Raw genomic sequence first — 21,047 nt, forward strand, 5'->3', positions numbered from 1 at the left:
CCTTGTGAACTCCGCATGGCGCTACTTGCCATGCCAGAAAATGGTTTCCAACCAGGTAACTCCGCTGCCCGTGCTTTAAGGCACAAATAAGAAACGCCGGCCTTTCGACCGGCGTTGTTCAGCAGTAGTGGCATGGAGGCAACACACGCCACCAGCTGCCGCTCGTTCGTTCTGCCCTTGCGGGCCAGAAAATCAGAGCTTGTAGAGAATCTGGTCGACCCAGAAACGTTCGAGGCGCGCCAGGGCCTTGTTCAGGCCATCGAATTCCTCGTCGCCAAGACCGCCTACCTTGTCGATGGACTTGAGATGGCGATCATAGAGTTCGTCGATCACCTCAGCGACTTCCTCCCCTTTGGGTGAAAGCTTGATACGGACCGAACGGCGGTCGGTGCGCGAGCGCTCCTGGAAGATATAACCCGTCTCGACGAGCTTCTTGAGATTGTACGAGACGTTGGAACCGAGATAATAGCCGCGCGAGCGCAGTTCTCCAGCGGTGAGTTCAGCGTCGCCGATATTGAACATCAGCAGCGCCTGGACCGGGTTAATGTCGTCCCAACCCATGCGGTCGAATTCGTCCTTGATCAGATCGAGCAGGCGGCGGTGGAGACGCTCCACGCGGGAGACGGCTTCCAGGTAAAGGGGTTTGAGACCTTCACTACGTTCCGGGTTGAGCGCCTCGGCCGCGTTCGACTTGATTGCCATTTTTGCCTCACTGTTTTCACGTGCGATTTTTCGCATCTGATGAGGCTAAACTAGGGCCACCCGACTAAGATCGCCCTAAGCCATACGCTTAAAACTATGTTACTGGAATGCAATGAGAATTTGGCTTAATAGCGCCTTACCACGGGTGACAAACTTGTAACCATTCCCGAGTGTTAACGGGGAAGACAATCCCCATCGGCTTGCGCTCAATCGGCCTGAGCCCTGGCAAAGCGCAAGCTCAGGATGAAGATCAGGATGATGGCTGCCAACAGCACTACGCGTACGCCAAATCCGAGCATGCTCATGCGGATATCGGGGCTGCCCAAAAGATAGAGACCCAGTTCTAGTGACGTGACCCCGACCAGCAGCACCGCTCCCCAACTGGCCTTGATCCACAGGCCAACCGCCGCGAACAGCTTGGCGAGGCAAAATACGGCGAGGAAGGTGAAGGCGGAAAAGCCCATGGCCGTGATCGGGCTCTGCGCCCCCAGGTTGATGCCGAGCAGCCGGGACGCATCGCTCAACCCGAGGATCAACGCCAGGATGGCGACGATGCGAACATAGAGCGAAAAGATTGGGGCCTGAAACAGCATGGCGGCTTGATACTCTGTCAGTCGCACTGCGACAAGCGGTGGCTTGGAGCGACAGGCGCGCGCTGGTAACTAGTGCCCGACAAGGAGAGTCCCAATGACCCAGAATTGGCCCAAGCACGACATGTCCTTTCTGAGCGGACGCCGTTTGCGTCGCTTGCGCCAGTCCGCATGGAGCCGGGCCATGGTCCGCGAGACCGAATTGCTGCCCCGTGACTTGATCTGGCCGCTCTTTGTCATCGAGGGGCAGAACGAGAAGACGCAGATCAGGACCATGCCGGGGGTTGAGAGGCTGTCCATCGACCTGATGGTCGATGCTGCCCGACAAGCCCGCGATGCCGGTATCCCCGCGCTGGCGATCTTCCCCAATACGCCCGATGATCTGCGCAGCGAGAATGGTGCCGAGGCCTACAATCCGGACAATCTGATGTGCCGCGCGTTGAGCACAATCAAGCAGGCCGTGCCCGAGATTGGTCTGATTGCCGACGTGGCACTCGATGAATATTCGAGCGATGGCCAGGACGGGCTGGTGCGGGACGGCGAAATCCTCAATGACGAGACTGTCGCGGTGATGGTCAAGTCCGCACTTGCACAGGCGCGGGCGGGCGCCGATATCATCGCGCCGTCCGACATGATGGATGGGCGGGTGGCTGCAATCCGTGCCGCACTCGACGCCGAAGGCTTCGAGCATGTGCAGATCATGTCTTACTCAGCCAAGTATGCGTCGTGCTTTTACGGCCCGTTCCGCGAGGCTGTTGGTTCCGGGAGCCGTCTCAAGGGCGACAAGCGCACCTATCAGATGGACTATGCCAATTCCGACGAAGCGCTGCGCGAGATCGAGCAGGATATTGTCGAAGGTGCTGACAGCGTGATGGTCAAGCCCGGCATGCCCTATCTCGATGTCATCCGGCGTGCCCGCGATGCGTTCAGCGTGCCCATTTACGCTTACCAGGTGAGCGGGGAGTACGCGATGATCGAGATGGCCGGCGCCGCCGGGGCAATCAATCGCGACGCGGCCGTGCTGGAAAGCCTCTGGGCGTTCAAGCGCGCCGGGGCCAACGGCATTCTCACCTATTACGCGCTGGAGATGGCCCGGAGGTTGGGGAACTGATCCGGTCACAATTATGTGCCCTTGCCTCTTGCAAGCCGGACAATGGGTGACAATGTTTGCTGCATGACACAGGACGCAACTGCCCGCCCCTACCTGCCCGATCCCTCCACCGCCCCCGAGCTGTTCGACGGGCTGCTGACGCGGCGGGCTACGGCCTACGTCATCGATGTGATCCTCATGTCATTCCTGGTGCTGGTGCTGGTGATCAGTCTGGTTGGTGCCATCCTAGGCTTCTTCACCTTTGGTCTGGCCTGGGTCTCGCTGGTCTTCGCCGTTCCGGCCGCGATCATCCTTTATTATGCCGCCACGCTGGGTTCGCCTCGCCGTGCCACCGTGGGCATGCAGATGATGGATATCGTATTGACCCCGACGCGCGGCCAACCGCTGGATGGCTGGATGGCGATCCTGCATGCCCTGGTGTTCTGGATTACCATTTGGATCAGCTGGCCAGTAACCTTGCTGTTTGCCCTGTTCACGCCACGCCGGCAGATGATCCACGATTTCATCATGGGCACGCTCATGGTGCGCCGCTCGCCGATGATGCGGCATTGGCAGCGCCAACGCATGTACGAGCAGGATGCCTATCACGGTGGCGAGTGAGCCGTTGCTTGCCGGGCAGGAAAGCTGCTAATCTGACCCAATATGCAGCGATAGGTCTGTGAATGACCGACCAGACGCCGGAAACGACTCAGCTTTTTCTCACCGCCGCGATGCCGTGCCCCTATCTTCCCGGGAAGATGGAGCGCAAACTGTTCACGCATCTGAGTGGACGGCGAGCATCAATGCTGCACCAACTGCTCAGCGACAACGGGTTTCGCCGCAGCCAGAACCTGATCTACCGTCCCGCCTGCGAGGGCTGCAATTCCTGCCTGTCGGTGCGGATCGTGGCGCAGGAGTTTGCGCCAAACAAGCGCTTTCGCCGCGTCACCAGGGCCAATGCCGATATTGTAGTGGCGGTGCAGCCGACCGTTGCCACCATCGAGCAGTATGAATTGTTCAAGCGCTATCTCGATGCGCGCCATGCGGGCGGCGGCATGACCCAGATGAGCTACCAGGACTATGAATTCATGGTCGAGGACACGCCGGTACAATCGGTGCTGGTGGAGTATCGCCTGCGCGACCTGCCCGATCAGCCGTTGGTGGCTGTGGCGCTGACCGACGTGATGCCGGATGGGCTCTCCATGGTCTATTCGTTCTACGATCCGGACATGGCCCAGCGCAGCATGGGCACATTTCTTATCCTTGATCACATAGGCCAGGTTCGCTCGGCCGGCCTCAGCTATGTCTATCTTGGCTATTGGGTGAAGGATTCGCCCAAGATGGCCTATAAGGGTGATTATCGCCCGCTAGAAGTGCAACGCGGCTCGCTGGGCTGGATGCGCCTCGAAGACTAGCGCCTCAGACCACCATGTCGAACACGATCAGCCCGTCGCGCCCACCCTCAAGCGCGGCGACCATGCGCCCACCAGCCGCCTTGTGGGCGGGATGCTCGAGATAGGCGTCGCGCGCCGCCTCGTCAGCAAAATCCATGGTGAAACCCTCGGTATATCCCTGGTGCAAGCCTTCGGGAGAAGCATTGCCACCGAAGCTCATGCCCAGGAAGCCAGGGATAAGTTCACGCAGAGATTCAAGATCGAAGTAGATCGCGGCTTTCTCGGACGCCGTAATTTCTGGACGGAAGCGGAGGAGGACGATGTGGCGGATCATTTTGATGAGTCTCCAGCGATAGTTAGGCGGCTTGCCTAAGCTATTGATTCAGCCTTCGGCAAGCGCTCGTCACCCCTTGAACCTATTGTTCCTTGGGAATCCGGTGGGCGGTTGGCGACCAGCGGTGGCGCGGTCGCCGATCCAATCGACCAATTCTTCGGTGGGCTTGGAATAGGTCCGACCGGAGCTGTCCGTCCAGGTGAGCCCGTCGGCGGCGTAGAAGGTCTTGATGTCGGAAATGCCGCCATCCTTGTAGCGCTGCAGACGGACGCCCTTGCCGCGGGTCATGGCGGCGAGCTGGCTCAAGGGGAAGACGAGAAGCTTGCGGTTCTGACCGATGACGGCCACGCGGTCACCGTCGCAGGGTACGATGAGCCGCGCTTCGGCTGGCAGCGACACGTTGAGGATTTGCTTGCCCTTGCGGGTATTGGCGATCAGATCGTCTTCCTTGACGACGAAGCCATAGCCCGCCGAGGAGGCAACAATACGCTGCTTGCCGGGTGAATAGACGAAGAGGTCGACAATATCCTGCCCCTCCTCGATGTCGACCATGATGCGCACCGGCTCACCCTGGCCACGGCCGCCAGGCAGCTTGTCGGCGCCCAGCGTATAGACTTTGCCGCCGGTGGTGAGCATCAGGAGCTTATCGGTGGTCTCGCAATTGAAGGCGAGCTTGAGACGGTCGCCGGCCTTGAAACTCTTCTCATCAGCGGGAGCATTGTGCCCCTTTGGCGCGCGGATCCAGCCCTTTTCGGACAGGATGACGGTAATTGGCTCACGTTCGATCATTGCTTCGAAGACTTCGGCAGCATCGGCAGCCGGGGCCGAACCGAAGATGGTGCGGCGCGCGCCCAGGGCATGTGGGGTGGTGCCATCGGCCTCGAACAGGGGATAGGCCTTCTTCAGGTTCTCGACCTGCTTAGCGATTTCGCCCCATTGACGCTTGTCGGAGGCGAGCAGGGTTTCGAGCTTGCCCTTCTCCTCGGTGAGATTTGTATGCTCCTTGCGAAGCTCGAGTTCCTCCAGTTTGCGCAAAGAGCGTAGGCGCATATTGAGGATGGCTTCGGCCTGGTTGTCCGTCAGATCGAAAGCCGCAACCAGGCTTGCCTTGGCATCATCCTCCTCGCGGATGATGCGGATCACCTCGTCGAGGTTGAGATAGGCAATGATATAGCCTTCAAGCACTTCGAGGCGGTTGGCGATCTGCTCCAGCCGGTACTGAGAGCGGCGTACCAGCACTTCCTTGCGATGATCGAGCCAGGCGCGCAGCGCATCAGCCAGGCTCATCACCCGGGGTGTCGTGCCGTGATCGAGGACATTGAGGTTGAGGCTGAATCGCAGTTCGAGATCGGTGAGCTTGAAGAGCTGCTCCATGAGGATGACCGCATCGACTGTGCCAGCGCGCGGCTCAAGCACCAGGCGGATATCGTCCGAGCTTTCGTCGCGCACGTCTTTGAGCAGCGGTAGCTTCTTGGCCAGCAGCAATTCGGCGATCTTTTCGACCAGCCGCGACTTCTGCACGCCATAGGGGATCTGGGTGACGACGATCTGGTAGACGCCCCTGCCCTTTTCTTCCTTCTCCCAGATAGCGCGATGGCGGAAGGCGCCGCGACCGGTTTCATAGGATTGAATGATCGAAGCGCGGCTTTCGACGAGTTGTCCGCCGGTCGGGAAATCTGGTCCGCGGATCAGATCGTCCATGCTGGGCGGCGCCGACAGATCGGCGTGGACCAGTTCCTCGGTGCTCGCGGTGGGGTTGTGGATCAGCTTGAGCGCGGCATTGCACAGCTCAACCAGATTATGCGGCGGAACCGAGGTCGCCATGCCCACCGCGATGCCGGTGGAGCCATTGGCCAAAAGGTTCGGGAAATTGGACGGGAGCACCACCGGCTCCTCGTCTTCACCGTCGTAGGTTGGCCTGAAGTCGATGGCGTTCTCGGTGATGCCTTCCAGAAGGCGCGTCGCCACATCGGTCATGCGGCTTTCGGTGTAACGCATGGCCGCGGCGCTATCGCCGTCGATGTTGCCGAAATTGCCCTGACCGTCGACCAGCGGATAGCGAAGAGCAAAATTCTGGGCCAGGCGCACCAGCGCGTCGTAGATCGACTGGTCGCCATGGGGGTGGAACTTACCGATCACGTCTCCGACGATGCGGGCAGATTTCTTGTAACCCTGGTTCGGATCGAGCCGCAGCAGGCGCATGGCGTGGATGATACGGCGATGCACGGGTTTGAGACCGTCACGCGCGTCGGGCAGAGCGCGCTGGGTGATGGTTGACAAGGCGTAGCTCAGATACCGCTCTTCAAGCGCCTGCTTGAGATCGACAATGCGGTGATCGTCTGGCGGTGGAAGGGTATCGGCGTCGGACATGCTTGGCTCAGTTCATGGGAACGAATCAGGAGCAGAGTATAGCGGGCGGGCGGGCAAGGGCACGATCGCGGGGCCGGTTTTTCCCGGAAATCCGCGGCTTTTCCATTTCTCCTTGAGGGAGAAGGTGCCCCTTGGAGGCGGTTGAGGGGTCTGCAATGTCATTGTGCCGCCCGGTGCGCGCAGCGCGGTCACTCCCGGCTGAGCATCTTGATCAGTGGATCACGCGTGGGCGGCGGATCAATCTGCCTGGCGGACCAGAGGTGCTGATCGAGAAAATGGCCGGTAAGCCGGAAGGCCTTGCGGATATCGTCGGGCGAGGCATTGCCGCGCGCCGCCAGAAAGCTCGGGAGCGGGAGCAGGCGGTCCTTATAGGGCTCCGCCGCGGCACGGGAGACGGCACGGCCAGATTTCGGTGAAACGTGTGTGAGGTCGTCGGTGACACCAGTGACAGCGCAATTGGCAAGGTCGAGACCAAAGCCGAGTTCATCGAGCAAGGTGAGCTCGAATCGCGCCAGGGTCACCCCGTCCGGGTCATGGTCGATGAGTTGCAGCGCCATACCGAGCAGGCGGTCGTGCGGGTCGCGCTCGGGCAGCAGGTGCAGATGCTCGAAAATGGTCTGCGCGAGATAGAGCCGCTTGCGGTCGGCGATCAGGCCGGCGGCACGGCCCTGGAGCATTTCGACAGTGAAGGTGCCGAGGTGATCTTCGAGACGGGCGCGCCAGGTGAGGTGGACGGTATTGCCGGGTTGGAGGGTGGCCGAGAGTTTTGACGACTGCCCGCCGCGAATGAGGCCCATATAGCGACCACGCCCGGCAACCATGGCATCGGCAATGACGCTGGTTTCGCCGTGGCGGCGCACGCCTATGAGCAGGGCTTCACCGGTCCATTCCATCTATTTTTCTCTCCAGCGAGGAGAGGATGGAAAGGGGTTCTCACCCCTTCCCATGCGGGAATTCCAGGCCCATTTCCTGATAGCGCTCCGGATCGTCTGCCCATTTTTCGCGGACCTTGACGAACAGGAAAAGGTGGATGGGCACGTCGTACATCGCCATCAGTTCTTTGCGGCTTTCCGCGCCGATGGCCTTTATGGTTTGGCCGCCCGCGCCGAGCACGATCTTCTTGTGGCTGTCGCGGCTGACATAGACCACCTGGTCGATCTTGTAGGAGCCGTCCTTCTGGATCTTGAAGCTCTCGGTTTCGACCGTGCAATTGTAGGGGATCTCGTCGTGGACGCGCAGGAATAGCTTTTCGCGGGTCACCTCGGCGGCGGTGATCGCCATGGTGAGGTCGGTCAGGTGATCCTCGGGGAAATGCCAGGGACCGGGCGGGATATGCTTGACGCACCAGTCGATGAAATCTTGGACGCCGTGGCCCTTGAGGGCGGAGAGCATGAAGGTGGCTTCAAAGCGCAGGCGGTCGTTGAGCGTCTTTGAAAGCGCCAGCAGGCTTTCGGGCTTGACGGTGTCGATCTTGTTCAGGATCAACACCTTGGGCTGGCGGATGTTCTCCAGACCCTCGAGCAGGGTTTCGATTTCCGGGGTGACGCCGCGATCGGCATCAATAAGGAAGGCGACGATGTCGCTGTCCCCTGCCCCGCCCCAGGCGTTTTCCACCATGGCGCGCTCAAGGCGCTTTTTCGGGGCAAAGATACCGGGGGTATCGACAAAGACCAGTTGCGCCTGATCCAGGGTCAGCACGCCACGCACCTGGGACCGCGTGGTCTGGGCCTTGTGGGTAACGATGGACACCTTGGTGCCGACCAGCGCATTGAGCAGGGTCGACTTTCCGGCGTTGGGCGCGCCGACCAGCGCAATGAAGCCACAGGAAGTGTCGGCGAGTTCTGTTGGCGTGTTCATGTCTTGGATTTCCAGACCTTCTGGTCGACCAGAAATAATTCAGCAGCGCGGTGTTCGGCAATCTTCTTGGATGGGCCGGTGGCTTCGATGCGATCGAAACCCGTCAAATCGACGCCAATTGTGAATTCAGGCGCATGATCGGGACCGGTGCGCTCAACCAAGACATAGGAGGGCGGTTCGAGCCCGCGGGCCTGCGCCCATTCCTGAAGCGTCGTCTTGGCATCGGCGCGATTGGCTTGACCGTCGGCGAGGAACTCCTCGAACAGGCGCTCGATGAAGTTGCGGGACGGCTCCAGCCCTCCATCGAGATAGATGGCACCGATAATGGCTTCGGTGATATCGCCCAGAATGGCGTCTTTGTCGGCGCCGCCGGAGCGGGCTTCGCTCTCGCCCAGGATCATCTCCTTGCCCAGATCGAGCTGGCGGGCGATCTCAGCGCAGGTTTCCTTGCGCACCAACGTATTGAGCGAGCGGCTCAACTCACCCTCGTTCGACTTGGGATAGCGGCGATAGAGCATGTCCGCGACCACCAGGCCGAGCACACGGTCGCCGAGAAATTCGAGGCGCTGATAGGAGCGTTCGATGCGTTTGCCCGGCGAAATGGCGCTCGAATGGGTCAGCGCGCGGTCCAGCAGATCGGGGTCGGCGAAGCGGTAGCCTAGCCGGAACTGGAGCTTTTCGTGGGATTTGTCGCGGCGGCTCACTGGCCAGCCGTGGTGTCGTATGGCGTGTCGCCATAGACGGAGCGGAACATGCGATCCCAGCGCACATTGGCCGGCCATTGCCAGATCTGCCAGGGGGGCAGATTGTCCTTGATCGAGAAGAAGCGCGCTTCGGCCTTGGCGATCAGATTGACCGAGGGGACATAGCCCACCTGGCTCAAGACGCGGCTGTCGGCAGAGCGGTCGCGGTTGTCGCCCATCATGAAGTAGTGCCCGGCCGGCACGAGATATTCGGGCGTGTTGTCGAGCGAGAGATTGTCGCCGATCTCCTGGATCAGGTGGGTGGAGCCTTCGGGGAAGGTCTCGCGATAGACCGTCACTTCGCGGGTATCGCCGCTACTGTCGGTGTCCATTGTGGTACCGACCTTTTCGCGCTCGACCATCTCGCCATTGATGTAAAGGCGGCCATCCTGCATCTGGATGCGATCGCCGGGCATGCCGACCACGCGCTTGATATATTCCATGTTCTGCGGCACGGGCCGGAACACGGCGATATCGCCGCGGTTGGGCTCGCGGCCCAGAATGCGGTTGGAGATCGGCAGTTCGAAGTCGAGCAGGGTGAAATTGCCGTAGCGTCCCAGCGAGAAGGAATGCTTGCCATAGCCCCAGACAAATTTGTTGGCGACGAAATAGTCGCCAATCATCAGCGTCTGCTGCATTGAAGCGGTGGGGATGGAGAAAGGCTGGAACAGGAAAAACCGCAAGACGATGGCGATCAGCAGCGCTTCGATGATGACCACAAAGGTCTCCACCCACTCATTGGTGGCGGATTTCTTGGTGGACTTGTCAGCAGGCTGAGTCATGGTTTTTCCCGATAATGCGGTGCCGAAGGGTTATGCGTTTGGCCGGCTGGGGTCAACTTGCTTGAAAGGCCCGCATGGTGGGCTTAGCGGATCGGCAGGGCTTCGATGATGACAAACGCCTGCGCCAGGCCCGCGTCATCGGTGATGGTGAGGTGGATATGGGGCTCATGTCCCTCGGGCACAAGGCGCGCCAGCGCCCGCGCCGCGCCATTGGTCAACTGCATGGTCGGCTTGCCCGAAGGCAGGTTCACCACGCCCATATCGCGCCAGTAAACGCCTTGGGAAAGGCCGGTACCCAAAGCCTTGGAACAGGCCTCCTTGGCAGCGAAGCGCTTGGCATAGGAAGCGGCGCGCTGGGCCCGGCGATCGGACTTTTTCTGCTCGATCTCGGTGAAACAGCGATTGGTGAAGCGGTCGCCGAACTTTGCCAGCGTCTGTTCCACGCGGTGGATCTGGATCAGGTCGGAGCCCAGGCCGACGATCATTTCACCCCCTGAATGCCGCGGCTGCCGGGTTTGACCGCCGGAATGGCGGCCAGTTCAGGCGGCAGTTGATCGGCCGGATAGGCTGGAACCTTGAACTCGATCAGGCTGACCAGCGGCACGCCGACATCGGCCTCGCCACCAGAGCGGTCGATCAGACAGGCAGCCGCCGCGACATTGGCACCAATATTCTGAAGGGCAGCAACGCATTCGCGGATGGAAAGGCCGGTGGAGACAATGTCCTCGACCACGATCACCTTGTCGTCGGGTCCAATCTCAAAACCGCGGCGAAGTTCAAACTGGCCCTCCACACGCTCGGTGTAGAGCGCCGGGACGCCAAGCTGGCGCGCAGTTTCATAGCCGGGAATGATGCCGCCAATGGCCGGCGAAACCACCTTGGTGACGCCGGGCACTTCGGCCTTGATCCGCTCGGCGAGGGCGCTACAGAGCTTTTCGGTCTGATCCGCGTACTGGAAAACCTTGGCCTTTTGCAGAAAGACCGGTGACCGCAGCCCCGAGGAAAGGATGAAATGTCCTTCCAGCATGGCGCCGCAATCGCGGAAGATCTGCAAAACCTGGTCCTTATCCATCGCGACCGCTCCTATCGATGTTGCCGTCCCATTCAAGGGTCGAAATCATGCCCGCTTCTCGTAGCCCCGCGCGCTGAACAGCGGACAGGCCGGGACTGCGCTTGAGCGTTGCCAGAACATCGGTGAGTTGCGCAAGGTCGCGCACTTCGATTTCGAAGATCATCTGGTGAAAGTCGGGCGAGATCATGCGCATCACCAGATTGTTGATGTTGGCATCGCAAGCCGCGATGGCAGACGTGATCTGCGCCAGTGAACCGGGCTTGTTAACCGATTCCATCGAGATCACGCTCGAATAGGCCTTTTCCTCGCCCTTGGTCAGGTTCCAGCGAACGTCAACCCAGGCGACATCGCTGTCGTGCTTGGCGATGAGGGCGTCAGAGTGGATCGGATAGACCACAAGCGGGTTGTCCGGTTCGAGAATCCCGACCAGGCGATCGCCGGGCACAATCCCCTCGCCCGAAATAGTCACCGGGGTATGGAAGTCCAGCTGCGCCATGGCCGCCTTGGCGCGCGATCCAGGACGCTGCCCGCCCGGCACACGGAACCTGAAATCGTCGGTCGAGCGCAAAGCGAACCAGCCATCGGCCGTATCGGCCACAGGCAGGTCGAGCTTGCGGCGACGCTTGCGAATGCCTTTGACCTGCGCCAGGGCGGCGGCAAGCGGTTCGGAGCCGACCTTGCCCTCGCCGACCGCGATCAGCAGGTCGCGCTTATTACCGTATTCGAGCGCCTCGGCCAGGGTGGTGCCTTCGCTTTCGTCGAGCATGACGCCTTCGCGTTCCAGCATCATGCTGAGAACATGCTCGCCCAAGGCATAGGCGCGCTGGGCGGCTGCCTGACGCACAGCGCGGCGAATGGCGGCGCGCGCCTTGCCGGTGGCGGCAATACCGATCCAGTTCGAGGGCGGGCGATGGTTCTGGTCGCGCAGGATTTCAACTTCGTCGCCGGAGCGGAGCTGGGTGACCAATGGCAGAATGAGACCGTTGATCTTGGCGCCGACACAGGTATCGCCAATATCAGTATGCAGAGCATAGGCGAAGTCGATGGGCGTGGCACCACGCGGCAGGGCGATCAAACGCCCCCGCGGGGTGAAACAGAACACCTGATCCTGGAACAGCTCGAGCTTGGTGTATTCCAGAAAGTCTTCGGTCGAAATGCCCGAGGTCAGATGGCTAATCGTTTGCCGCAGCGAACCATAAGCATGCGATTCCATCTCGATGCGCCCCAGATTGGCCGAGGCGCCATCCTTGTAGAGAGCATGGGCGGCAATGCCGAATTCGGCGATGCTGTCCATATCTTCCGTGCGTATCTGCAGTTCCACACGTTGCCGGCTGGGCCCGACAATGGTGGTGTGGATCGACTGATAATCATTGTGCTTGGGGACCGAAATGTAGTCCTTGAACCGGCCCGGCACGACCTTCCAGGTGGTATGGATCAATCCGACAGTGCGGTAGCACTCCTCGGCTGACGTGACGATGACACGGAAGCCGATCATGTCGGAAAGCTGTTCAAGGGCAATCGACTTGCGCTCGATCTTGGAGAAAATCGAATAGGGCGACTTGACTCGCGCCTTGACCCGCGCGGCGATGCCGGCATCGCCCAGGCGCTCGGTCAATTCGGCAGTAATGGTGTCGATGGTTTCCCGATTATCGGCCTGCATTTGTTCGAGGCGAGCCGTGATGGCCGTGTAGTGATCGGGCTGGAGAATGCGGAAACTAAGGTCTTCAAGCTCGTTGCGCATGTCCTGCATACCCATGCGCCCGGCCAGCGGGGCATAGATATCCATAGTTTCCTGCGCAATGCGGCGTTGCTTCTCCGGCGCCATGAATTGCAGCGTGCGCATATTGTGCAGGCGGTCGGCCAACTTGACCAGCAACACCCGCACATCCTGACTGATAGCCAGAAGTAGTTTGCGCAGGTTTTCGGCCTGCGCCTCTTCGCGCGAAACCAGATTGAGGCGATCGATCTTGGTCAGACCATCGACGATGGTGCCGATCTCGCCGCCGAACATCTGGTCGATCTCGGCGCGAGTCGCGTCGGTATCCTCGATGGTGTCGTGCAGCAGCCCCACCGCGATGGAGGCGTCATCGAGTTTCAATTCTGTCAGGATGGCTGCGACTTCGAGCGGATGATTGAAATAAGGGTCGCCTGAGGCGCGCTTCTGCGAGCCATGCTTTTGCATGGCGTAGACATAGGCCTTGTTCAACAATTGCTCGTCGGCGTTCGGGTTATAAGCCTGAACCCGCTCGACAAGCTCGTACTGACGCATCATGGAATTAGCCGCCCGCTCGCCCTGACGAGCTTAGCGCCTGTGACAGAAATGAAAAGAGCGCCCGGCACATACCGGACGCTCCCTGATATAATCGCGAGGCGCGCGAGCGCAACGCAAATCAGTCGTCGCGACGCTCCGGAGGCGCCAGGCTCTCGATCCCGCGCAGCAGCTCTTCTTCGCTGATGGTATCGAAATTGATGGCGTCATCATCGCCACTTTCAATCATCGGCGCTGCGCTGTCTTCGGGCTCATCGACCTCGACATATTTCTGCAGCGAGTGAATCAGGTCCTCGTGCAAATCCTCGGGCGAAATCGTCGCATCGCCAATTTCACGCAGGGCAACGACAGGATTCTTGTCGTTGTCGCGCGGCACCGTGATCTGGGCGCCGGAGGAAATCATGCGCGCGCGATGGGCGGCCATGAGGACGAGATCGAATCTGTTTTCGACCTTTTCAATGCAGTCTTCAACGGTGACGCGGGCCACGAACGTCTCCACACTTTGGGGGAATGAAGGGCCGCAATACACGATGGCGGGCACAATGACAAGGCTTGCGAGCCCCTGAGACACAAATGCGCGTGTTGCTTTACGCAGGCACAGGAATGTGCGACTACCGAACTTAAGATTTAAAGGTCTCTGTGGAATTTATTTTAGCACCCGTCTTTGACGGCATTTTCAACAAGGGTGGCCCCCCTGCCCCCTACGGGAGTGATCATTCATGGCCATTGATCCGCGCGAAAAGATTGCTCTTTTTATCGACGGGGCAAATCTCTATGCCACGTCCAAGGCGATTGGCATCGACATAGACTATCGCAAATTGCTCGCGGAATTCGGCGCCAAGGCCTATTTGCTGCGGGCCAATTATTACACTGCGCTGGTAGAGGATCAGGAATATTCCTCGATCCGGCCGCTGATCGACTGGCTTGATTACAATGGCTACGCGGTCGTCACCAAGCCGGCCAAGGAGTTCACCGACTCCATGGGCCGCCGCAAGGTGAAGGGCAATATGGATATCGAGTTGACCGTGGACGCGCTCGAGCAGGCTCCCTACTACGACCACCTGGTGCTGTTTTCCGGCGATGGTGACTTCACAGCGCTGGTGGTGGCCCTGCAGCGCCGGGGTAAGCGGGTTACCGTAGTGTCCACGTTGACGACACCAACGCCCATGATCTCGGACGATCTGCGGCGTCAGGCCGATTTCTTCATGGATGTGGCAGAGCTGGCCAAGACGGTTGGGCGCCCGCAAGTGCAAAAGCCCGTCGAGGCCTGAAAGACGCCGCCGCTTGAGCGTGGTGCCCTGGGCTCGCTCTCAGCCGCGTCCACCCTCTTTCATGATGCGGGCCTTGTCACGATTCCAGTCACGGTCGCGGCTGGTGGCGCGCTTGTCGTAATTCTTCTTGCCCTTGCCGACGCCAATCAGCAGCTTGGCCTTGCCCTGATCGTTGAAATAGAGCTTGAGCGGCACGATGGTGTTGCCGGAGCGGGCAACTTCCTGGTCGAGCTTGGCCAGCTGCTTTTTCGAAACCAGGAGTTTGCGCGGGCGCTTTTCCTCATGGTTGAAGCGGTTGGCCTGCAAATACTCAGGAATGTGCGCATTGATGAGCCAGAGTTCGCCGCGCTCGGGCGAAGCGTAGGATTCGGTAATCTGGGCCTTGCCGAGACGCAGTGACTTCACCTCCGTGCCGGTCAAAACGATGCCAGCTTCCACTGTGTCGCCAATCTCGTAATCGAAGCGTGCGCGACGGTTCTCAGCCACCTGTCCGTGACTGATCCAACCATTCTTGTTCTTGTCGTTCTTTGCTGCCATCGAACCTAGATAAGGCCTGCGTGGCGCATTGCAAAGTCCATGGCGTCCTGCGTTGACTTGCTGATGGGCGTCAACGGCAAGCGCATTTCGTTTGCGCACAGGTTTAGTCGGTTCGCGACATACTTGGCTGGTGCCGGATTGGGCTCCATGAACAGGTCCTTGTGCAGGAAAGCCAGCTTGTCGTTGATGTCGCGGGCGGCGTTGAAGTCGCCAGCAAGGGACAGCTCCTGCATCTGCGCACAAAGACGCGGGGCGACATTGGACGTCACAGAAATACAGCCGTGCCCCCCATGGGCATTGAAGCCGAGCGCGGTGCTGTCATCGCCGGAGAGCAGGATGAACTCCTTTCCCAGCTTGTTACGCTGCATGGTGGCGCGTTCCATGCTGCCCGTTGCATCTTTGACGCCGATAATATTGGCGTGGGCATCGTGCAGGCGGGCGATGGTGTCCACACTCAGATCGACAATTGTGCGGCCCGGGACCGAATAGAGAACGACCGGAATACCGATGGCGCTGGCAATAGCAGAGAAATGCTGGAACAGCCCTTCCTGGTTGGGCTTGTTGTAGTAAGGCACGACCGAGAGCACGGCGTTGGCGCCGCTCTTTTCGGCAAACTTGGCCAGCGCAACGGCTTCGGCGGTCGAATTGGAGCCGGCCCCGGCCACCACCGGCACGCGGCCATTGGCGACTTCAATGCAGATTTCCACGACACGGCGATGTTCTTCGTGGCTGACCGTGGGACTTTCGCCAGTGGTGCCGACCGGTACCAAGCCATGCGTGCCCTCGGCAAGCTGCCATTCGACAAAGCTGGAGAAGGCTTTCTCATCAACAACCCCGTCGTGCATGGGGGTGATGAGCGCCGTAATCGAACCTCGCAGCATTTTGTCGGTATTCCTCAGTTGGGGTCCGGCTTGCCCGCCGGTGCAGATTTGAGATAGGTGATCGGCCCGGAGCCTGTTGGCGCCGACCGGGCCGCACCATACTTTCAACAGCGTCGCGCCACAAGGCAGGTGAAACGCCTTGTTTCAAGCAGCTTCACGCGGCTAGATGACATCATGGAACCGCTGTTCAGCCGCCGTCGCAAGGTCCCCGAGGGTCACCCGGCCTTCGCCGGACTGCCTGCGACCAAAATTTGCCTGAGCGATGCACGCACACGCGCGGCCGTTCACCTGCGCGGGGATTTTCGCCGGGGCCGCATGCCGCTGGTCTGCCTGGCCGGCTACCACCGGAACATGAGCGATTTTTCTGCTTTTGCGGCCCATTTTCAGCGGCTCGGCAACGGCGACTGGCCGATGGTGCTGATCGACCTGCCGGGGCGGGGCCGAGCGGATGACCGACCGCGCAAGACGCCCTACAGCACGCTGACCGATGCGGCCGACCTTGCCGACGTGCTGGCGGCACTTGGCATCGACAAAGCCGTTGTGCTTGGACAAGGACATGGCGGCCAGGTGGCCATGGCGCTCGCCGCAAAGCATCCGCTGCTGATTGGCGGAACGATCCTGCTTGATTCCGGCCCGGTGACCGATTCGCGCGGCATTGTGCGGCTGCGCAACAATCTGGCGCATGTGGAAGCGCTGCGAGGCGCCAAGGCGGTCACCAACGGTTTCCGGCGCATGCTGGGCGGTGACTACCCAGGACATTCCGAAGCTGAACTGGATGGCCTTGCCCTGCGCAGCCACTGGTTCGACAAACGCGGCCGGGCCCGGCCGCTGTTCGACCCACGCCTACTGGAGCAGATCAGGGAGATCGGCTTCGACGATATTCTGGTGGCGCAATGGCCCCTTTATGACGCGCTCCGTTGTGCCCCACTGATGCTGTTGCGTACGCAATTGACCGACCAGTTGCGGCGCGAAACCTATGAGGAAATGGTCAATCGCCGGCCCGAGGCCGTGGCGCTGACAATAGCGGGACAGGGGTCACCCGCCCTGTTCGACCAGCAGGCCGAAATCGAGGCAGTCGCGGCGTTCGTGTTTGAGGTGGGCCTGGTCAGGGGGCGGGCGGCCTGACGATCAGGCGATTGCGGTGGCCAGCAACACAGCCTGCTCAACCCATTGCTCGCGACGGATGCGGCCTTTGACCGCGATGCGCCCTTCGAGCCAGTCGATATGCGCACCGGTCCACGCTGCGATCTGATCGTAGTGGTAGATTCCCAGATCGTTGAGTGCTGATTCCGTTTTCGGCCCTATCCCCTTGATTGCGCGGAGACTATCGGCCTTGCCATCACGCGGCGCGGGCAAATCCGGCGGGCGCATTTGGGACGAGGCGGAAACCTGAACCGGCTCGGTATCTTCGCGCTCGACAGCGCCAGCCAGACGCCGGGCGGCTGAGCGTGCGGCGGGTGCGGGCGTAGTCTTCGTCGCGGGGAAAGGCTTGTCTTCGCTCACGGCGACGGCCGGAGCGAGCTGTGGCCGGGACCGGTAGGCACGCACGGCCAAATGGGCCCCATAGCCAATCAGACACCCTCCCAAATAGGCGGCAAGGACCAGCAAGGCCACTTCGATGATGTGGTCGAGCGGGATCATTCCGGTTCCTTGCGGCTGAGGCTCAGCCAGCCTGTCACCAGCCCGACAAGCGCGGCCCCAGCCATAAATGGCCAGTAATAACCCAGGAGGAACAGCAGCGTTGCCCCGAATAGCGCCATGGCGACGGGCTCAGACCGCGCCGTCGACAGCGCGCACCGAAACAACGATGCGCCGGTTCTGCCGCTTGCCGGCTGCGGTCGCATTGTCGGCAACAGGCTGCGCCTCGCCATAGCCGATGGCATAGAGCCTCTCGGGAGCAACACCGCGATCGATCAGGGCATTGACCACCGCTTCGGCCCTGGCGACGGAAAGGGCCAGATTGCGCTGGTCGTCGCCGTCGCTATCGGTATGGCCCTCTACATCAATGGCCGCGTTGGGGCAAAGCACGAGCGCCTCGGCAAAGGCGTCAAGCTCTGCGCTGGCGCTGGCCGAAATGATGGCGGCACCGGACTGGAAGAGAATGGCATTGTGAGCGGAAAGCTCGGCCAGGCGGGCCTGACAGAGCGCCAGATTGGTTGGCGCGGCGATTGAGGCGGACCAATCACCATCAAGAGCTGCGAGTTGAACCTCAATCTCGGCCTTGACCGCTGTAGAGGGTGCTTCGCCTGAAAGGGACCAGGCATTGTCGGCAAGTGCAAGTTGGCCCGTCTGCAACTGTAACAGAGCCCGGAGACCTGTTTGGAGATTGCCGACAAACCCATCGGGCGCCCCTGCCCGAACCCGCAAGGCGCTTGCGTCGGCACCGGTCAATGCTGCCGCGTAGCTGGCCGTGGCCGCGGCCGGAACCGAGCCAGACAGGCTGACCGCCCCATCGATCGTACGCGTGGCGGAGAAGGTGTAGGTCGGATCAATGGCGGGCGCATCCGCCAGCGTTTCCTGCGTGTCTGTCGCAACGGGCTCCTCGGCAGGCGTGCGTTCGGGCTCAGGTTCAGTGACCGGCTCTTCAGTCGTCGCCTCAATGACTTCGGGCTCAACCGGCTCGACAGTTGATATCTGCGGCTCGAGCAAGGCGATAGACCAGCGGGGCGCTGCGGTTCCCAGAACCGCGTCGGCATCGGCCAGAACATCGGCGGTAAGACCGACGCCGTTCGCTGTCCAGCTTGTTCCATCAAAGGCGACTTCACCATCGGACAGCAGGGCCAGCAGATCGAGCGCCTGCAGCACTTCGCTCGAAAACGACTCCGGCGCATCCGGGCGGATGGTGGTGTTGTCGGTCACCGCATCGCCACCCCGCACGGCCAGAAAACGCTGCAGCGACTCGGCCGGAACGGCGCCATTGAAGACGATGCTGCCATCGGGCGCCTTGCTGGCCGACCAGAGATAGGGCGCGTCGTTGACGGGGTCCGGTGCATTAATCGCCGCGCCATCACCGATGTTGAGCACCGAAGCCAGTTCGAGACTGGCGTTGCGAGCGTCCGCCGTCGCCGCTTCTCCGGCGAGTGTCCAGTTCGTGCCATCGAAGGCCGCCCTGCCCTCTTGCAAAGCGAGCAGTGCATCGACCGCGGCGCGGGCTTCGGCGGCGAAGTTGTCGGGCGCCCCCAGGGCGACGCGGCTGGTATCGGCAACGCGGGTGCCGACGTGAACCTTGAGGTAGGCCTGCAGAGAAGTTGCGGGTACATTGCCGGCAAACAAGAAGCTGCCATCGGGCAAGCGCTCGGCGGACCACACGAAGGGAACTGCAATCACCGGTTCTGGCTGAGGGTTCGTAAGGGCCAGGGTCCAACCGGACTGGGCGAGGCCACGAACGGCAAACTCTGCTTCAATAGAGCTCTTGTCGATCGCTGAGGCCGGCTCGCCCTCGACCGACCAGGCTGTGCCATCGAAACGCACAACACCGTTTCGCAACCATGGCAGGAATTGCATTGCCTGCTCGGCTGAGGCGACGAAGTTGGGTGTTTCTCCCGAGGCAAAGCTGGCGTTGGAACGGGCATTGGAACCTGCCAGTGCCAGCAGTTCAGTTTCTACCTGCGGGTTCGGCAACAGGCCTTCAAGAGTAACAACCCCGCTGGCATCGCGACGCGCTGCGAAGCTGTAGCTGGCCGCCGGGGGGGCCTGGAAAGCCATATCGCCCAATTCAAGCCCCTGGGGCAGGCCCTCATCGAGCAGAGTTTGAATGGCCCGGTAGTCGGTCGGCGTCTGGGCGAGCCCGGAGAGCGAAACACGAGTGCCCGCCAAGGCAAAGCGACCTTCAGACAGATGCGAGAGCAATTCGAGGCCAAAATCCACAGCGCGGTGATAGGCCTCCGGTGCGCCGGCCCCGAATTTAAGGAACGACACATCTGCGCCGTCAACCTCGGCAAATTGTGCGCGCGTGGCTTCATCGGGCACGTAGCCATCGAAGACCAGCACATTGGAGGGCTGGCGATTGATGCTGATCCAGTAGTCCCCAATGCGCGGCGGCTGCAGTTCCACAATGGAATTGGGGCCCGACAGGGCCTCGGAGACGGCCTGCGCCACTTCAATGGTGGGGGGCACGCCGGTAAGGTGGCTCACGCCATCGATGATCCGGGCTTCGCCCCGATCAAGCAGCGCGAGTTGTTCGACCAGAAGCTTGGCCTGTTCGGCAAAGCCGTCCGGCGCGCCGGACCCCAGGGATAGGCCGGTAGCAATCGGCACCCCTGAGACATCGGCGAGGCGCAAGCGATCGACCAGCATCTGTTCCGGCACGTGGCCGGAAATGGCAATGCGCTCGCCATCGTATTCAGCGCGCCAGATATAGGGGGTCACCCGCACCGGCTCGACAATAATTTCGCCGCTGCCAATGCCGTCTGGAAGTTCGGCGAGCGCCATCTGCAAATGGCCAAGCGCCCGCTCAGAGCTGGCACGGCCGATGGCGTTGAGCGTAAGGCCCGACAACTCGAAATGTCCGGAATCGACAAACGCGGCCTGCGCAAGGGCAAACTCGACACCCTGGCGCCATTTCTGCTCGTTCGGCTGGCCCGACCTGATCTGCAGATCGACTGCCGTCAGCCCCGGCATCGACATCAGCGACTGACGCAGCGCCTCATTTGGCACGCTACCAAAGAGGCTTACAGCGCCATCTTCAACCGCCAAATTAATACGATAGGGAGCCGCGAGAGGCGCAATGGTGACGGTTTGGTCGATACGACCGACACCAGTCAAGGCGGCTAGCCTTGTCAGGGCGAGATCACGTTCCGTGTCGGAAGAGGTTGTGCCCGATAGGAGAAGCTGTCGCCCAGAGATCGACAGATGCGCCCAATTGGACCCAGAGGCATCGAGCGCCGCCCTGCTCTTAGCTGCCAGATTGTCCACCATGGCTGGCGTTGCCATGGCCAGGGCTGCAATCGTGCCACCCAGCACTGTCACAACGCCCGGCGCCACCCATTTAAGGAGGTCCCTGATCATCCCGAATCCATTGGAAAACCGCAATTTTCAAAAGGTTAGATGATTTGCAGACAGGGACAAAGGAAAAACGAAGCTTAGGCTACCAAAGTGGATCGCCGACAATCAATCGCAGCGCTTGAAAACAAACGATCCTGCATTCGCAGGATTG

Annotated in this window: 22 protein-coding genes; 5 read left to right on the plus strand and 17 right to left on the minus strand. The window is 60.8% G+C overall.

Features of this window, described 5'->3' with window-relative positions; translation table 11 throughout:
* Positions 1-192: 192 nt before the first annotated feature.
* Together ldtR and GGR20_RS02235 are read right to left on the minus strand one after the other, a co-directional pair.
* On the minus strand, positions 193-702 hold the full coding sequence (ldtR, locus tag GGR20_RS02230; RefSeq protein WP_183309591.1) for a transcriptional regulator LdtR: 510 nt from the start codon (positions 700-702) through the stop codon (positions 193-195).
* A gap of 206 nt (positions 703-908) precedes the next feature.
* Entirely contained in the window at positions 909-1,295 is a 387-nt protein-coding gene (locus GGR20_RS02235; protein WP_183309592.1) for a DUF6163 family protein, read from the minus strand.
* A gap of 94 nt (positions 1,296-1,389) precedes the next feature.
* On the opposite strand from GGR20_RS02235, the gene hemB reads away from it, so the two are divergent.
* The 3 genes from hemB (at position 1,390) to GGR20_RS02250 (ending at position 3,797) form a co-directional block, all read left to right on the plus strand.
* Complete coding sequence (gene hemB, locus GGR20_RS02240) at positions 1,390-2,403, plus strand: porphobilinogen synthase (protein ID WP_210283032.1); 1,014 nt, start codon at positions 1,390-1,392, stop codon at positions 2,401-2,403.
* A gap of 63 nt (positions 2,404-2,466) precedes the next feature.
* The gene (locus tag GGR20_RS02245; protein WP_183309593.1) at positions 2,467-3,003 is read left to right on the plus strand and encodes an RDD family protein; all 537 of its coding nucleotides are present in this window, start codon (positions 2,467-2,469) and stop codon (positions 3,001-3,003) included.
* A gap of 62 nt (positions 3,004-3,065) precedes the next feature.
* The gene (locus tag GGR20_RS02250; RefSeq protein ID WP_183309594.1) at positions 3,066-3,797 is read left to right on the plus strand and encodes an arginyltransferase; all 732 of its coding nucleotides are present in this window, start codon (positions 3,066-3,068) and stop codon (positions 3,795-3,797) included.
* A 4-nt stretch (positions 3,798-3,801) separates the two neighbouring features.
* Here the strand turns inward: GGR20_RS02250 and GGR20_RS02255 are convergent, their stop codons facing one another.
* From GGR20_RS02255 to rpoZ, 10 genes are all read right to left on the minus strand, one after another.
* Entirely contained in the window at positions 3,802-4,110 is a 309-nt protein-coding gene (locus GGR20_RS02255) for a Dabb family protein (RefSeq protein WP_183309595.1), read from the minus strand.
* A gap of 69 nt (positions 4,111-4,179) precedes the next feature.
* On the minus strand, positions 4,180-6,480 hold the full coding sequence (gene parC, locus GGR20_RS02260; RefSeq protein ID WP_183309596.1) for a DNA topoisomerase IV subunit A: 2,301 nt from the start codon (positions 6,478-6,480) through the stop codon (positions 4,180-4,182).
* Between the two features lie 188 nt (positions 6,481-6,668).
* On the minus strand, positions 6,669-7,373 hold the full coding sequence (gene recO / locus GGR20_RS02265) for a DNA repair protein RecO (RefSeq protein ID WP_183309597.1): 705 nt from the start codon (positions 7,371-7,373) through the stop codon (positions 6,669-6,671).
* A gap of 40 nt (positions 7,374-7,413) precedes the next feature.
* Entirely contained in the window at positions 7,414-8,337 is a 924-nt protein-coding gene (gene era / locus GGR20_RS02270) for a GTPase Era (protein ID WP_183309598.1), read from the minus strand.
* A complete protein-coding gene (gene rnc / locus GGR20_RS02275; RefSeq protein WP_253560026.1) occupies positions 8,334-9,041 on the minus strand; it encodes a ribonuclease III in 708 nt (235 codons plus the stop codon). The genes era and rnc overlap by 4 nt, the downstream gene beginning before the upstream one ends.
* On the minus strand, positions 9,038-9,862 hold the full coding sequence (gene lepB, locus GGR20_RS02280) for a signal peptidase I (protein ID WP_183309600.1): 825 nt from the start codon (positions 9,860-9,862) through the stop codon (positions 9,038-9,040). The genes rnc and lepB overlap by 4 nt, the downstream gene beginning before the upstream one ends.
* Positions 9,863-9,945: 83 nt before the next feature.
* On the minus strand, positions 9,946-10,347 hold the full coding sequence (gene acpS, locus GGR20_RS02285; protein WP_183309601.1) for a holo-ACP synthase: 402 nt from the start codon (positions 10,345-10,347) through the stop codon (positions 9,946-9,948).
* Positions 10,344-10,934 carry an orotate phosphoribosyltransferase gene (gene pyrE / locus GGR20_RS02290; RefSeq protein ID WP_183309602.1) on the minus strand — a complete coding sequence of 197 codons (591 nt, stop codon included), beginning with the start codon at positions 10,932-10,934 and terminating at the stop codon, positions 10,344-10,346. Before pyrE ends, acpS begins: the two co-directional genes overlap by 4 nt.
* Entirely contained in the window at positions 10,927-13,206 is a 2,280-nt protein-coding gene (locus tag GGR20_RS02295; protein ID WP_183309603.1) for a RelA/SpoT family protein, read from the minus strand. Before GGR20_RS02295 ends, pyrE begins: the two co-directional genes overlap by 8 nt.
* Before the next feature lie 118 nt (positions 13,207-13,324).
* Entirely contained in the window at positions 13,325-13,690 is a 366-nt protein-coding gene (gene rpoZ, locus GGR20_RS02300; RefSeq protein WP_183309604.1) for a DNA-directed RNA polymerase subunit omega, read from the minus strand.
* Positions 13,691-13,922: 232 nt separating this feature from the next.
* Between rpoZ and GGR20_RS02305 the strand changes: the two genes are divergently transcribed.
* Positions 13,923-14,474 (plus strand): LabA-like NYN domain-containing protein, encoded by a 552-nt coding sequence (locus GGR20_RS02305; protein ID WP_183309605.1) that lies wholly within the window; start codon positions 13,923-13,925, stop codon positions 14,472-14,474.
* 39 nt (positions 14,475-14,513) lie between these two features.
* Here GGR20_RS02305 and smpB read toward each other — a convergent pair whose 3' ends face one another.
* Positions 14,514-15,011 carry an SsrA-binding protein SmpB gene (gene smpB / locus GGR20_RS02310; protein WP_183309606.1) on the minus strand — a complete coding sequence of 166 codons (498 nt, stop codon included), beginning with the start codon at positions 15,009-15,011 and terminating at the stop codon, positions 14,514-14,516.
* Positions 15,012-15,016: 5 nt separating this feature from the next.
* Positions 15,017-15,892 (minus strand): 4-hydroxy-tetrahydrodipicolinate synthase, encoded by an 876-nt coding sequence (dapA, locus tag GGR20_RS02315; protein WP_183309607.1) that lies wholly within the window; start codon positions 15,890-15,892, stop codon positions 15,017-15,019.
* 174 nt (positions 15,893-16,066) lie between these two features.
* Between dapA and GGR20_RS02320 the strand changes: the two genes are divergently transcribed.
* A complete protein-coding gene (locus GGR20_RS02320) occupies positions 16,067-17,017 on the plus strand; it encodes an alpha/beta fold hydrolase (protein WP_183309608.1) in 951 nt (316 codons plus the stop codon).
* Positions 17,018-17,020: 3 nt separating this feature from the next.
* Here GGR20_RS02320 and GGR20_RS02325 read toward each other — a convergent pair whose 3' ends face one another.
* The 3 genes from GGR20_RS02325 to GGR20_RS02330 are packed head-to-tail and all read right to left on the minus strand — an operon-like array spanning position 17,021 to position 20,899.
* Positions 17,021-17,533: a helix-hairpin-helix domain-containing protein gene (locus GGR20_RS02325; protein WP_183309609.1), complete on the minus strand. Its 513-nt coding sequence runs from the start codon at positions 17,531-17,533 to the stop codon at positions 17,021-17,023.
* On the minus strand, positions 17,530-17,652 hold the full coding sequence (locus GGR20_RS18905; RefSeq protein WP_276511860.1) for a hypothetical protein: 123 nt from the start codon (positions 17,650-17,652) through the stop codon (positions 17,530-17,532). The genes GGR20_RS02325 and GGR20_RS18905 overlap by 4 nt, the downstream gene beginning before the upstream one ends.
* Positions 17,653-17,662: 10 nt before the next feature.
* Entirely contained in the window at positions 17,663-20,899 is a 3,237-nt protein-coding gene (locus tag GGR20_RS02330) for an OmpA family protein (protein WP_183309610.1), read from the minus strand.
* Between the last annotated feature and the right edge of the window lie 148 nt (positions 20,900-21,047).

It is taken from the genome of Devosia subaequoris (assembly GCF_014197055.1).
GTDB classification, from domain to species: domain Bacteria; phylum Pseudomonadota; class Alphaproteobacteria; order Rhizobiales; family Devosiaceae; genus Devosia; species Devosia subaequoris.

What these genes read in the sequence shown, in the direction of transcription:
- GGR20_RS02295 (WP_183309603.1), bottom strand. Translation starts at nt 13,206, where the DNA reads ATGATGCGTCAGTACGAGCTTGTCGAGCGGGTTCAGGCTTATAACCCG.
- recO (WP_183309597.1), bottom strand. Translation starts at nt 7,373, where the DNA reads ATGGAATGGACCGGTGAAGCCCTGCTCATAGGCGTGCGCCGCCACGGC.
- GGR20_RS18905 (WP_276511860.1), bottom strand. Translation starts at nt 17,652, where the DNA reads ATGGCGCTATTCGGGGCAACGCTGCTGTTCCTCCTGGGTTATTACTGG.
- lepB (WP_183309600.1), bottom strand. Translation starts at nt 9,862, where the DNA reads ATGACTCAGCCTGCTGACAAGTCCACCAAGAAATCCGCCACCAATGAG.
- smpB (WP_183309606.1), bottom strand. Translation starts at nt 15,011, where the DNA reads ATGGCAGCAAAGAACGACAAGAACAAGAATGGTTGGATCAGTCACGGA.
- GGR20_RS02245 (WP_183309593.1), top strand. Translation starts at nt 2,467, where the DNA reads ATGACACAGGACGCAACTGCCCGCCCCTACCTGCCCGATCCCTCCACC.
- acpS (WP_183309601.1), bottom strand. Translation starts at nt 10,347, where the DNA reads ATGATCGTCGGCCTGGGCTCCGACCTGATCCAGATCCACCGCGTGGAA.
- era (WP_183309598.1), bottom strand. Translation starts at nt 8,337, where the DNA reads ATGAACACGCCAACAGAACTCGCCGACACTTCCTGTGGCTTCATTGCG.
- pyrE (WP_183309602.1), bottom strand. Translation starts at nt 10,934, where the DNA reads ATGGATAAGGACCAGGTTTTGCAGATCTTCCGCGATTGCGGCGCCATG.
- GGR20_RS02320 (WP_183309608.1), top strand. Translation starts at nt 16,067, where the DNA reads ATGGAACCGCTGTTCAGCCGCCGTCGCAAGGTCCCCGAGGGTCACCCG.
- GGR20_RS02305 (WP_183309605.1), top strand. Translation starts at nt 13,923, where the DNA reads ATGGCCATTGATCCGCGCGAAAAGATTGCTCTTTTTATCGACGGGGCA.
- GGR20_RS02250 (WP_183309594.1), top strand. Translation starts at nt 3,066, where the DNA reads ATGACCGACCAGACGCCGGAAACGACTCAGCTTTTTCTCACCGCCGCG.
- dapA (WP_183309607.1), bottom strand. Translation starts at nt 15,892, where the DNA reads ATGCTGCGAGGTTCGATTACGGCGCTCATCACCCCCATGCACGACGGG.
- GGR20_RS02325 (WP_183309609.1), bottom strand. Translation starts at nt 17,533, where the DNA reads ATGATCCCGCTCGACCACATCATCGAAGTGGCCTTGCTGGTCCTTGCC.
- GGR20_RS02330 (WP_183309610.1), bottom strand. Translation starts at nt 20,899, where the DNA reads ATGATCAGGGACCTCCTTAAATGGGTGGCGCCGGGCGTTGTGACAGTG.
- ldtR (WP_183309591.1), bottom strand. Translation starts at nt 702, where the DNA reads ATGGCAATCAAGTCGAACGCGGCCGAGGCGCTCAACCCGGAACGTAGT.
- parC (WP_183309596.1), bottom strand. Translation starts at nt 6,480, where the DNA reads ATGTCCGACGCCGATACCCTTCCACCGCCAGACGATCACCGCATTGTC.
- GGR20_RS02255 (WP_183309595.1), bottom strand. Translation starts at nt 4,110, where the DNA reads ATGATCCGCCACATCGTCCTCCTCCGCTTCCGTCCAGAAATTACGGCG.
- GGR20_RS02235 (WP_183309592.1), bottom strand. Translation starts at nt 1,295, where the DNA reads ATGCTGTTTCAGGCCCCAATCTTTTCGCTCTATGTTCGCATCGTCGCC.
- hemB (WP_210283032.1), top strand. Translation starts at nt 1,390, where the DNA reads ATGACCCAGAATTGGCCCAAGCACGACATGTCCTTTCTGAGCGGACGC.